The following is an 11,326-nucleotide window of genomic DNA, read 5'->3' on the forward strand; positions in this document are numbered from 1 at the left end:
CCCAATGGGAGAGGTAAGGTCGAGGTCGCTGTTGCAATGCCGCTCATCAATTTACTTCGGCGCCATGCGCAGTGAGCCGTCGAGGCGCACCACCTCGCCGTTCAGGTACGCGTTCTCGACCATGTGCAGCGCGAGCGCGGCGAACTCGTCGGCTTGGCCGAGCCGGCGCGGAAACGGGATCGCGGCGGCGAGCGAGTCCTGGGCTTCCTGCGGCAGGTTCGCGAGCAGTGGCGTCAGGAACAGGCCGGGGGCGATGGTGAGCACGCGGATGCCGAACTGCGCCAGCTCGCGCGCGATCGGCAGCGTCATGCCGACGATGCCGCCCTTGGACGCCGAATAGGCGGATTGCCCGATCTGGCCGTCATAGGCGGCAACGGACGCGGTGTTGATGATGACGCCGCGCTCGCCGGTCGCCTGCGGCTCCAGCTTGGACATCTCTGTGGCGGCAAGGCGCAGCATGTTGAAGGTGCCGATCAGATTGACCTTGATCACCTTGTCGAAATCGGCGAGCGCCATCGGGCCGTCGCGGCCGACCACGCGCTTGGCAACGCCGATGCCGGCGCAATTGACCAGCAGGCGCGCCGGACCGTGGGCCTTCGCAGCCTGCGCCACCGCGGCTTCGGCCGAGGCGGCATCGGAGACGTCGCAGGTCACGGCCACGCCCTTGATCTCGGCCGCAACCGTCTCGGCAAGCTTGGTATTGAGATCGCACACCGCGACCTTGGCCCCCTGGGCCGCCAGCTTTCGCGCGGTGGCCGCGCCCAGTCCCGATGCGCCGCCGGTGACGATGGCTGCCTGATCCTTCAACAACATGGCGTTCTCCTGTAGCGTTGATTTCTTATCCGACCGATATCACACGGTTGGATGGATTGGCAGCGTAGAGCTCCTCGATCAATTCGGTGCGGTGCTCCAGCACGGCGCGCTGGTTGATCGAGCCCTTGTCGGTGACCTCGCCCTTGTCGATCGACAGCGGCGTGTCCATCAGGATCGCGCGCGTGATGCGTGTCGAGGATCCCGTTGCCTGGCTGAGGAAACCGGTCAGGCGCTCGCGGAAGGCTTCGCGCACCAGACGGTCGCGCGTCGCGACGACGAGATCGTCGGCCGGCAGCGTCGGATTGATCAGCCGGCAACCGTCGAGGTCGAGCACCACCAGCGCGGAAATCTCGTCGCGGTTGATGCCGGCGATGACGACGTCGCGCACCAGCGGTGCGCAGGCCGCGGTGAGGCGCGCGCGTAAGGGGCCGACGCTGACCCAGGTGCCGCTGGCAAGCTTGAAGTCTTCGCCGACGCGGCCGTCGAAATCGAAGCCGGCGTTGAGATCGTCGGGATCGGCGGGCTTGAGCGCATCGCCCATCTTGTAAAATTCTTCCTCGTCGAAGGACTTCGCGCTGATGTCGGGCTGGCGCCAGTAGCCGGGCATGACGTTCGGCCCCTTCGCCCGCACCTCCAGCTTGCCGTTGTTCGGCACCAGCTTGGCGTCGTTGCCCGAAACGGGCAGGCCGACATGGCCGGAGCGGCTGGTACGCGGATTGACCGACATGAAGAACGGCGCGGTCTCGGTCGCGCCCAGCCCGGTCAGCATCGGGACGCGATAACCTTTTTCCTTCACCGCAAGCTCGTCGAGGCTGTCCCAGATGAACGGCGAGAGTGCCGCGCCCGAGAAGAACATCGCGTGCAGGCGGTCGAAGAATTTTGCACGAAGGCCCTGGTCCTCGCGCAAATAGGGCAGCAGCGATTCATAGCCTTTGGGCACGTTGAAATAGACCGTCGGCGAGATCTCCTGGAGATTGCGCACGGTCTCCTCGATGCCGCCGGGCATCGGCTTGCCTGCGTCCAGATACATCGAGCCGCCATTGTAGAGCGTCAGTCCGATATTGTGGTTGCCGCCGAAAGTGTGATTCCAGGGCAGCCAGTCGACGATGACCGGCGGCTCGTCCTTCAGGAAAGCGAGCGTCTCGCGCAGCATCACCTGGTTGGCGCAGATCATGCGCTGGGTGTTGATGACGGCCTTCGGATTGCCGGTCGAGCCCGAGGTCAGCAGGAATTTCGCGATGGTGTCGGGACCGATCCTGCCATGGACGTCGTCGAGATCGCTGCGGGTCGGCGTCGCCATGAGGTCGGCGAGCAGCGTGACGTCGCGGCCCGGCACGCGGCCATAGGAGGCCGCGATCTCGGTGCCGAGCGAGACATTGGCGGCGAGCGCATCGGCGAACTTGTCCGCATCTTCGGCGAAGACCAGGCCGGGCGTCAGCAGCTTCATCAGATAGGACAGCTTGCCGTAGTCCTTCGACACCAGTGAATAGGCCGGCGATACCGGGCAGAACGGAATGCCGGCGTAGAATGCGCCGAACGCGACCAGGGCGTGGTCGATCGAGTTGCCGGAGAGGATGACGACCGGCCGCTCTGCCGACAGGCCGCGCGCAATCAGGCTTGAAGCGATGTGACGGCTCGCGACGAGCAGCTCGGCGTAAGTGATCTTGCGCCAGCCGCGGCTGCCTTCGCGCTCCGCCATGAAGACGCGATCCGGCGTGGTCGCCGCCCAATGATGCAGGCGGTCGGTGATGCGGACCGGATAGTCGCCGAGCGGCTGCTTCGGCCTGAGATAGATCGTGCCGTCGTCGCGCCGTTCGATGTTGACGGCGGGATCGCCGAACGAGATGGGCCGCAGCGGGAAACTGCTCGCGCCGCGCTCCATGCTGGAAGAGGACGGCTGCGCGCTCATGGCTTCGGCTTTACCTTTGCGGTCTTGTGCTCGAGGAATTCACGGATCCGGCGTTTTGCCTCTTTGTCGCTCTGCGCCACGGTCGCCATCAGCGATTCCATCAAAAGACCGGTCTGCGGATTGGCCTCCGCGATCATCGGCAGCGCCTGGAGCACGGCGAAATTGGTCAGCGGCGCGTTGGAGGCGACCTTGGTCGCAAGCTCCATGGCCTTGCCGAGCGCATTGCCGGCCTCCGTCACATATTGCGCGAAGCCGTAGGACGCGCCTTCGGTCGCGCTATAGACGCGGCCGGTCAGCATCATGTCCATCATCCGGGCGACGCCGATCAGCCGCGGCAGCCGCACCGAGCCGCCGCCGCCGACGAAGATGCCGCGTTGTCCTTCCGGCAGCGCGAAATAGGTCGAGGGCTCGGCGACGCGGATATGCGCCGAGCAGGCGAGTTCCAGCCCGCCGCCGATCACGGCGCCCTTCAGGGCCGCGATCACGGGCACGCGGCTGTACTGGATGCGGTCGAATACCCGGTGCCACATCTGGGAATGCAGCAGGCCGCCGGTCGCGTCATGCTCGGTCAGCTCGGAGAGGTCGAGGCCGGAGGAGAAATGGTCGCCGATGCCGTGGATGACGACGGCGCCGATGTCCTCGGGCAGGGACGCAAAGCACTCGCCGATTTCCAGGATGATGCCGTCGTTGAGCGCATTGCGCTTGGCCGGCCGGTTCAGACCCACGGTCAGAACCCGGTCCACCCTCTCGATCCGGAGTAGCCCGGAGCCACCCGCGGCAGCGGTCTCGGCGTTTCCCTGTGTCATTTGCGTCCTTGTCAGAATAGTTATGTTGTATAACGAATTCTGGGGGAGTCAAGGTCAAGGAGGCGGGACGATATTAACCCCGGGGGCAGGGATCGGTTGCCGGGGTCTGACGTCGCGGCCAGAGGCTCGGGGGCATTTTGACGCGCTGCTGTTGCCACACTCTCCGTCATTGCGAGCGCAGCGAAGCAATCCAGAATTTTTCCACGGAGGGATGCTGGATTGCTTCGCTGCGCTCGCAATGACGAGGTAGTTGTCCTCACATCACCTGATGCACGTCGATCACGACGCGGTCCGCGTGCCGCGCCGCGGAGCCGACGAAAATGTGCTCCATCAGCCAGCGATATTTCTCATGCCCGGTCTCGAACTTCGGCACGGTGCGAAAATAGATCAGCTTGGGATCGACCGGCTCGCCGCGCTTGAGCTTCTGCAGCAGCTCGACCGGGCCAAAGCGCATGCCCTTGTTCTCGACATAGACCACGGCGCCGTCGTCGGTCTCGAAGGCGTATTTCGCTTCGAGATCGATCAGCTCGTTGGGGCGGATGGTCTGAAAATCGGCGCCGAACGGGAGCACCTTGCCCGTGATCGCGCCCGTCACCTCGCCGCCGATGATCGGGATAATGCGACGAACGCCGATCCCGGTCTCGCCGGCGGTGACGACGTCGCCGATGCGCGCGGTGATGGTGAAGGCGTATTTGGTCTCGAGGGTGGGTGTGGTCATCGCGTCACCTCTCAATTCGCCATCATCCGCGTCGGCAGCCAGGTCGCCAGCAGCGGGAAGGCGATCAGGATCACGAGGCGGATGAGGTCGGTTGCCACGAACGGGATCACGCCCCTGAAGATGGTGGTGAAGGAGACGTCCTTCACCACGCTTTTTATGACAAAGACGTTCATACCGACCGGTGGATGGATCAGGCCGAGTTCGACGGTCATCACGATGATGACGCCGAACCAGATCGGGTCGAAGCCGAGATGCATGATGACGGGGAAAATGATCGGCACGGTCAGGATGATCATCGCCATGGCGTCCATCAGGCAGCCGAGCACGAGATACATCACCATGATCAGCGCCAGTACGCCGTAGGGGCCGAGGCCGAGGCCGGTGAGGAATTCCGTGACCTTCTGCGGCGTCTGCGTCATCGTCAGGAAATAGCCGAAGATCAGGGCACCGATCAGCACGGTGAACACCGCGGCCGCGGTGCGGGTGGCCTGCAGCAGTGAGGCCAGCACCTTCTCGCGATCGAGACGGCCGGTCAGCACGCCGATGATGAAGGCGCCGGTGGCGCCGACGCCGCCGGCTTCCGTCGGGGTGAAGCGCGGCAGGAAGGGCAGGCCGTAGAGGCCGCCGATCACGAATATGAACAGCAGCACCGGCGCCCAGATGTCCTTCAGCCCGGCGAAGCGTTCGCGCCACGACGTCGCCTTGCCCTTGGGCAGGAAATCGGGACGGAAATAGCCGATCAGGAAGATCGTGATCATGTACATGCTCATCGCCAGAAGGCCGGGAATGATGCCGGCGATGAACAGCTTTCCGATGTCCTGCTCGGTGATGATGCCGTAGACCGCGAGCACGGTTGAGGGCGGCAGCATTGCGCCCAGCGTGCCGCCGGCCGCGATCACGCCGGTGGCGAAGGATTGCGGATAGCCGAACCGGCGCATCTCGGGATAGGCGACGGCGGAGAAGGTCGCGGCGGTCGCGACCGAGGAGCCGCAGATCGCGGCAAAGCCGCCGCAGGCGCCGACGGTGGCGATGCCGAGCCCGCCGCGCAAATGGCCGACAAAGCCGTTGGCGGCCCGGAACAGCTCGCGGCTCATGCCGGAATTGCTGACGAATGAGCCCATCAGCAGGAACATCGGGATCACGCCGAAGGTGTAATCGGTCACCGTCCGCATGGTGACCTGGCCCACCATCTTCAGGGCCGGCGTCGAACCGACGAGGTAGCTGAAGCCGGTCACGCCGACGAGGCCCATCGCCATGCCGACAGGCACGCGCAGCAGCATCAGGGCGAACAGGGATACGAAGCCGATGACGGCGACGGCGTCGGTACTCATGGTCACTCCGTCACCTTGATCTTCGGTTCTTGCATGTCTTCGGGGTGAAAGATCAGCCGGTACGTGCGGATCGCGATCAGCAGCACGGCGCAGACGTCGCCGATCCAGGCGACGAGGAAGAATGGCCAGGTCGGCATGTGCAGGTCGAAGGTCTGGACATTGTCGTTGTAGGTCAGCCGGACCTTGTCGAACAGCGTCCAGGTCTGCACCGTCACGACGAACAGCAATACCAGCGTCGCGAACACGTCGATCATGCGCTGGTAGCGCGGCCCGACATTGGCCCAGATCAGGTCCACGGTGATATGGGTGCCGCGATAGGAGGTCGCGGCGATGCCCCAGAAGATGAGGATGCCGAGCAGCATGCGGCCGATGTCGAAACTGTCGGGAATCGAATAGTTCAGCGTGTTGCGCAGCAGCACCGACAGGAAGATGTCGAGCGCGACGATGCCGACGAAGCCGGCCGCGATCCATTCGATCGAGTCGATCACGCGATCCATCCAGGAGCGCTTCATGGGTGTGTCCTGTGTGATGTCATTCTTGTGCTCGACCCGGCTGCAGCCCTTCGCCTCTCCCCGCTTGCGGGGAGAGGCCGACACGCGAAGCGTGGCGGGTGAGGGGGACTCTCCGCGAGTCCCGCTGTCTCCGTCCCCGTGGAGACTCCCCCTCACCCCGACCCTCTCCCCGCAAGCGGGGAGAGGGGGACGAAGCGTCGTGCGCTGCTAACGGTACCTTGCAGGGCAACGGCGGCGAGTGCCCCTCGCCGCCGCGTTTCCTTCGACGAAGGCTACTCCGCCAGCGCGTTGTACTTCTTCAGCGAGGCCTTGAGGTCCGCGAGCGCGGCATCCGGATCGGCGCCGGCCTTCTTGGCGCCGTCGCTCCAGGTCTTCACCAAGGGCTCGGCGGCCTTCTTCCAGGCGGCGGTCTGCTCGGCCGTCAGCTTGTAGACCTCGTGGCTGGATTCCGCCTTCACCTTGGCGATGCCGGCATCCTCGAACTTGCCCCAGTGCTCGCCGACCACGCCCGCCATCTCGACCGAGCAGTTCTTGTCGATCGCGGCCTTCTGCTTGTCGGACATCGCATTGTACTTGTCCTTGTTGATCACGAACACGAAGGTCGTGGTGTAGAGCGGCGCCTCCATGTCGTACTTGGTCACCTTGTCGATGCCGAACAGCACCAGCGAGCCCCAGGGGAAGGTGACGCCATCGGCGACGCCGCGCTCGATGATGTCGCGCACTTCCGGCGCCGAGGATTGCACGTTGGTGCCGCCGAGCGAAGTGACGAAGTTCGCCATGGTGGCGTGCGCCGGGCGGATCTTCATGCCCTTCACGTCTTCGGGCATCACGATCTTCTTGGTCTTGGAATGGAAGGACGAGGGCGAGTGGACGAAGGCGAGGCAGTATTTGACGTCCTTCATCTCCTTCTCGGCATGTTTGCGATACCATGCGTCCAGGCCCATCGAGCCGCCCTTGGCGTCAGAGATCAGGAACGGCAGCTCGCCGGCGCCGATGATCGGGAAGCGGCCGGGCTGATACCCGGGATTGACGTAGGTGACGTCGGCGATGCCGTCGCGCGCCATGTCGTAATGGTCGAACGCCTTGCCGAGCTGCTGGGCCGGAAACACCTTGCCCTTGATGGTGCCGCCGGAATCCTTCTCGACCGCCGCGGCCCAGTCTTCCAGCGACTTCTGTAGCGGATGCGAAGCTGGTACCCAGTGCGAGATCTTCAGATCGAAGGTCTTGTCCTGCGCCAAGGCAGGCGTCACGCTCGCGGCCAGCAGCAATGCCAGACAGGCTCTTCTCATCACGCGTCTCTCCCTGTTGTCGACGGCGGGCTTCGACGGCCCGGTCTGATTAATTAACATGTTATCTAGATGGCGGACGGGTTCAAGCCGGAATTGGCGCGCATCCACCGTCAGCCCTGTTGCATGGATTTGTCGCCCTTCGCGGCGGCCGCGCTCCCCTTTTGCCCAACGATTATATGGTATAATTATCCTGAGCGTCTTGAAGCGACAAGCAGGCCGCCACGAAAGCCTACAGGATCGGGAGGAGCAAGTATTGCGGACAAAGGTCGCAATCATCGGGGCCGGGCCGGCCGGATTGTTGCTTGGGCAACTGCTGCACGCTTACGGCATCGATAATGTCATTCTGGAGCGGCAGAGCCCGGACTACGTGCTCGGCCGTATCCGCGCCGGGCTGCTGGAGGAGGGAACCGTCGCGCTGCTCGACCAGGTCGGCGCGGGCACCCGGGCGCATGCCGAGGGTCTGGTGCACGAAGGCATCGAGCTCGCATTTTCCGGGCGCCGTCATCGTATCGACATGAAGGGTGCGACCGGCAAGACGGTCATGATCTACGGGCAGACCGAGGTCACGCTCGATCTGATGAATGCGCGCAAGACCACCGGTCTCGTCTCGGTCTATGAGGCCAAGGACGTCCAGGTGCACGATTTCGACGGCAGTCACCCGCGCGTAACTTACGTCAAGGACGGCGTCACCCACACGCTCGATTGCGACTTCATCGCCGGCTGCGACGGTTTCCACGGCGTCAGCCGCGCCAGCGTTCCCGCCTCGGCCATTGAAGAGTTCGAGCGGGTCTATCCGTTCGGCTGGCTCGGTATTCTCTCGGACACGCCGCCGGTCAGTCACGAGCTGATCTATTCCAATCACGCCCGCGGCTTTGCGCTCTGCACGATGCGCTCGACCAGGCGCAGCCGCTATTACGTGCAATGTTCGCTCGACGACCATGTCGACCAATGGCCGGACGACCGCTTCTGGGACGAATTGAAGCGCCGGCTCGATCAGGAGGCGGCCGACAGCCTCGTGACGGGCCCCTCGATTGAGAAGAGCATCGCGCCGTTGCGCAGCTTCGTCGCCGAGCCGATGCGCTTCGGCAGGATGTTCCTGTGCGGCGATGCCGCCCACATCGTGCCGCCGACCGGCGCCAAGGGCCTCAACCTCGCCGCCAGCGACGCGCATTATCTGGCGGGCGCGCTGCGCGAATTCTACGACGAGAAGTCCAGCGCGGGCATCGACGCCTATTCCGGCAAGGCGCTGGCCCGGGTCTGGAAAGCGGTGCGCTTCTCCTGGTGGATGACCTCGATGCTGCACAAATTCCCCGACACCGGCAGCATCGGCGCGCGCATCCAGCTCGCCGAGCTCGACTACGTCACGCAGTCGCAGGCGGCGATGACGTCGCTCTCGGAGAATTACGTAGGGCTGCCGTTTTAAGGACGGTGCCGTAGGGTGGGCAAAGCGTAAGCGTGCCCACCAATTTTCTCAATTGTGCAGAGATCGTGGGCACGGCGCTACGCGCCTTTGCCCGCCCTACGGGATCTGTGCTTGCTGCCCTCGCGCGTTTCAAACACGCGCGCAAATCCCGTTTGAAACTTTGTAATTGATGCGCCCGCCGCATCCGTCGTGTTCAATGCCGGTGACACGATAGCGCGAGACAGCGATGACCCTCACCGACATCCCCGCCGGCTTCGAGCCGCATTTCCGCAAGGCGCCGCTCACCGATCCCTGGGAGCCGCTTTACTCCAAGAAGACCGGGAAAGGCGTCACCGTGGGATTGCGGCTGGCGATGCCGCATACCAACGCGCGCGGGCTGATCCATGGCGGGTTGATTGCCGCGCTGGCCGATGCCGCCATGGGCTATAGCTGTGCCCAGGCGACGGGCTGGTCGACCTCGCTGGTCACCATCTCGCTGTCGGTCGACTATGCCGGGGCCGCCGAGATCGGCCAATGGCTCGCGGTCGAGGGCGAGGCGATCAAGACCGGAACCACGATCTGTTTCGCGCAATGTCTGGCGAAAGCCGACGATGCCGTGATCGCGCGGGCGAGCGGGACGTTCCGCGTGGTGCCGAAGAAGGGGTGATGCTCTTCGTGTCCCGGACGCGCTGCAGCGTGCAACGATGCTGCGCAGAGCCGGGACCCATACTCGCATGGACCGTACTGCATTTTGAGTCCCGGCTCTGCGGACCGGCACTTCGCGCCGCACCGCGTCCGGGACACGAGACCTACCCAAACCTCCATTCCGCCGTCTCCACCACGAGATCGATGAACGCGCGCACCTTGGCTGAGAGCAGGCGCGAGGTCGGGTAGACGATGTGAATCGGCAACGCCGGCTGCTCGTATTTCGCCAGCACGATCTTCAGCCGCCCGCGCTTCAGCCCTTCGGCGGCCTGATAGGCCAGCACCCGTGTCACGCCGCCGCCGGCCTCGGCATATTGCAGGGCGGCGTCGGCGCTGTTGCTGGTGAAGCGCGGCGCGACCGTCACCTCGATGTCGCGGCCGTCCTGCATGAAATGCCAGCTCGCGGACGGGCCGAACTGGATGGTCTGATGCCCGCGCAGCGCCTCCGGCGTCCTCGGCTCGCCATGGCGCTTGAGATAGGCGGACGCGGCCACCACGATCCGCCGCATCTCGCCGACCTGGCGCGCCACCAGCGAGGAATCGGCGAGGTGGCCGATGCGCACCGCGGCGTCGACGGCGTCCTCGACCAGGTTGACGAGATGGTCGGAGAGCCGCAATTCGCAGGCGACCTCGGGATAGCGCTTGAGATAGGCGGTCATGACCGGCCCGACATGCAGCCGGCCGAAGCCGACCGGGGCCGAGACCACCAGGCGCCCGCTCGGCCGGTTGCGCTCCTCGCGTGCGGAGCCGTCGGCCTCCTCGACATCGGCGAGGATCCGCCGCGCCCGCTCCAGATAGCGTCTCCCGACGTCGGTCAACGTCACCTGCCGCGTGGTTCGTTGCAGCAGCCGCGCGCCGAGATGCTCCTCCAGGGCCGCGATCAGCCGCGTCACCGCCGAGGGCGACAGCCGCAGCTTTCGCGCCGCCGGCGCAAAGCCGCGCAGATCGGCGACGGTGACGAAGACGTGCATGGCTTCGAGGCGGTCCATCGCATTATTGCATATATCGCAATGATGAAGTGTCAAGCTGATCGATTGTTTTAACCTCTGGAAGGTCCACTTTAGCCCGTGACAGACGCACCAATGCGCCGGAATTCCAGGAGTTATCCCGATGACGGCAACCCACACCTATGCCAGCGACGTCGCCTTTTCGCCGGCGGTGAAATCGATCCAGACCCGAAAGGGATCGCGCGAGGGCTATGCCCATGCCGAGCAGCGAGGATGGCGCACCGAGGTCGATGAAAACCTCGCCGCATTCCTCGCTGACGCCAGCAGCTTGTATTTCGCCACCGCATCGGCCGACGGCCAGCCCTATATCCAGCACCGCGGCGGCCCGAAGGGATTCCTGAAGGTCTTGGACAAGCAGACGCTGGCCTTCACCGACTACGCCGGCAACCGGCAATACATCACGCAGGGAAACCTCTCGGAGAATCCCAAGGCCTACATCTTCGTGATGGACTACGCCCATCGCCGCCGCGTGAAGATCTGGGGCGAGGCGCACGTCGTCGAGGACGACGAGGCGCTGACGGCCTCGCTGATGCCGAAGGGTTACCGCGCCCGGCCGGAGCAGGTGATCCTGTTCAAGATCGCGGCCTGGGACACCAACTGCCCGCAGCACATCCCGCAGAAGTTCGACGCGCCCGATGTCGCGGCGGCACTGGCGGCGCGGGATGCGAGGATCGCGGAGCTAGAGGCGGAGGTTGCGGCGTTGAAGGAGGAGAAGGTGACAGGAGCTCGGTAACGCGGCGCTCACTTAGGGAGGGTCGATCGCGCGAAGCGCGAGCGGGGTGGGGTGATCTCTCCGATCGGGCAGTGTTGGATGGGGAGAGACCGTCACCCCAC

11 protein-coding genes are annotated in these 11,326 nt (G+C 64.6%); 3 read left to right on the top strand and 8 right to left on the bottom strand.

What is annotated here, in order from left to right; genetic code table 11:
* Window positions 1-51: 51 nt before the first annotated feature.
* From WI560_RS03785 to WI560_RS03815, 7 genes are all read right to left on the bottom strand, one after another.
* Window positions 52-813, bottom strand: a complete 762-nt coding sequence (locus tag WI560_RS03785) for an SDR family NAD(P)-dependent oxidoreductase (protein WP_257176269.1) — start codon at window positions 811-813, stop codon at window positions 52-54.
* A 25-nt stretch (window positions 814-838) separates the two neighbouring features.
* Window positions 839-2,722 (bottom strand): feruloyl-CoA synthase, encoded by a 1,884-nt coding sequence (locus tag WI560_RS03790; RefSeq protein WP_375306954.1) that lies wholly within the window; start codon window positions 2,720-2,722, stop codon window positions 839-841.
* The gene (locus tag WI560_RS03795; RefSeq protein ID WP_028138599.1) at window positions 2,719-3,528 is read right to left on the bottom strand and encodes a crotonase/enoyl-CoA hydratase family protein; all 810 of its coding nucleotides are present in this window, start codon (window positions 3,526-3,528) and stop codon (window positions 2,719-2,721) included. The genes WI560_RS03790 and WI560_RS03795 overlap by 4 nt, the downstream gene beginning before the upstream one ends.
* A 256-nt stretch (window positions 3,529-3,784) precedes the next feature.
* The gene (locus WI560_RS03800) at window positions 3,785-4,246 is read right to left on the bottom strand and encodes a DUF3237 domain-containing protein (protein ID WP_375306955.1); all 462 of its coding nucleotides are present in this window, start codon (window positions 4,244-4,246) and stop codon (window positions 3,785-3,787) included.
* Window positions 4,247-4,257: 11 nt separating this feature from the next.
* The gene (locus tag WI560_RS03805; RefSeq protein ID WP_257192800.1) at window positions 4,258-5,577 is read right to left on the bottom strand and encodes a TRAP transporter large permease; all 1,320 of its coding nucleotides are present in this window, start codon (window positions 5,575-5,577) and stop codon (window positions 4,258-4,260) included.
* Window positions 5,578-5,579: 2 nt separating this feature from the next.
* On the bottom strand, window positions 5,580-6,089 hold the full coding sequence (locus WI560_RS03810) for a TRAP transporter small permease (RefSeq protein WP_257176274.1): 510 nt from the start codon (window positions 6,087-6,089) through the stop codon (window positions 5,580-5,582).
* A gap of 272 nt (window positions 6,090-6,361) precedes the next feature.
* Entirely contained in the window at window positions 6,362-7,378 is a 1,017-nt protein-coding gene (locus WI560_RS03815; RefSeq protein WP_028138594.1) for a TRAP transporter substrate-binding protein, read from the bottom strand.
* A gap of 253 nt (window positions 7,379-7,631) precedes the next feature.
* On the opposite strand from WI560_RS03815, the gene pobA reads away from it, so the two are divergent.
* Together pobA and WI560_RS03825 are read left to right on the top strand one after the other, a co-directional pair.
* Window positions 7,632-8,801, top strand: a complete 1,170-nt coding sequence (gene pobA, locus WI560_RS03820) for a 4-hydroxybenzoate 3-monooxygenase (RefSeq protein WP_257192802.1) — start codon at window positions 7,632-7,634, stop codon at window positions 8,799-8,801.
* Between the two features lie 226 nt (window positions 8,802-9,027).
* Entirely contained in the window at window positions 9,028-9,447 is a 420-nt protein-coding gene (locus WI560_RS03825; RefSeq protein ID WP_375306956.1) for a PaaI family thioesterase, read from the top strand.
* 142 nt (window positions 9,448-9,589) lie between these two features.
* Here the strand turns inward: WI560_RS03825 and WI560_RS03830 are convergent, their stop codons facing one another.
* Complete coding sequence (locus WI560_RS03830; protein WP_375306957.1) at window positions 9,590-10,474, bottom strand: LysR family transcriptional regulator; 885 nt, start codon at window positions 10,472-10,474, stop codon at window positions 9,590-9,592.
* 121 nt (window positions 10,475-10,595) lie between these two features.
* Here WI560_RS03830 and WI560_RS03835 point away from each other — a divergent pair, with 121 nt between their 5' ends.
* Window positions 10,596-11,225: a pyridoxamine 5'-phosphate oxidase family protein gene (locus WI560_RS03835; protein ID WP_375306958.1), complete on the top strand. Its 630-nt coding sequence runs from the start codon at window positions 10,596-10,598 to the stop codon at window positions 11,223-11,225.
* Window positions 11,226-11,326 lie beyond the last annotated feature (101 nt).

The sequence above is a fragment of the Bradyrhizobium sp. A11 genome, assembly GCF_042077125.1.
Classification (GTDB): domain Bacteria; phylum Pseudomonadota; class Alphaproteobacteria; order Rhizobiales; family Xanthobacteraceae; genus Bradyrhizobium; species Bradyrhizobium japonicum_B.

What these genes read in the sequence shown, in the direction of transcription:
- WI560_RS03785 (WP_257176269.1), bottom strand. Translation starts at nt 813, where the DNA reads ATGTTGTTGAAGGATCAGGCAGCCATCGTCACCGGCGGCGCATCGGGA.
- WI560_RS03790 (WP_375306954.1), bottom strand. Translation starts at nt 2,722, where the DNA reads ATGAGCGCGCAGCCGTCCTCTTCCAGCATGGAGCGCGGCGCGAGCAGT.
- WI560_RS03795 (WP_028138599.1), bottom strand. Translation starts at nt 3,528, where the DNA reads ATGACACAGGGAAACGCCGAGACCGCTGCCGCGGGTGGCTCCGGGCTA.
- WI560_RS03800 (WP_375306955.1), bottom strand. Translation starts at nt 4,246, where the DNA reads ATGACCACACCCACCCTCGAGACCAAATACGCCTTCACCATCACCGCG.
- WI560_RS03805 (WP_257192800.1), bottom strand. Translation starts at nt 5,577, where the DNA reads ATGAGTACCGACGCCGTCGCCGTCATCGGCTTCGTATCCCTGTTCGCC.
- WI560_RS03810 (WP_257176274.1), bottom strand. Translation starts at nt 6,089, where the DNA reads ATGAAGCGCTCCTGGATGGATCGCGTGATCGACTCGATCGAATGGATC.
- WI560_RS03815 (WP_028138594.1), bottom strand. Translation starts at nt 7,378, where the DNA reads ATGAGAAGAGCCTGTCTGGCATTGCTGCTGGCCGCGAGCGTGACGCCT.
- WI560_RS03825 (WP_375306956.1), top strand. Translation starts at nt 9,028, where the DNA reads ATGACCCTCACCGACATCCCCGCCGGCTTCGAGCCGCATTTCCGCAAG.
- WI560_RS03830 (WP_375306957.1), bottom strand. Translation starts at nt 10,474, where the DNA reads ATGGACCGCCTCGAAGCCATGCACGTCTTCGTCACCGTCGCCGATCTG.
- WI560_RS03835 (WP_375306958.1), top strand. Translation starts at nt 10,596, where the DNA reads ATGACGGCAACCCACACCTATGCCAGCGACGTCGCCTTTTCGCCGGCG.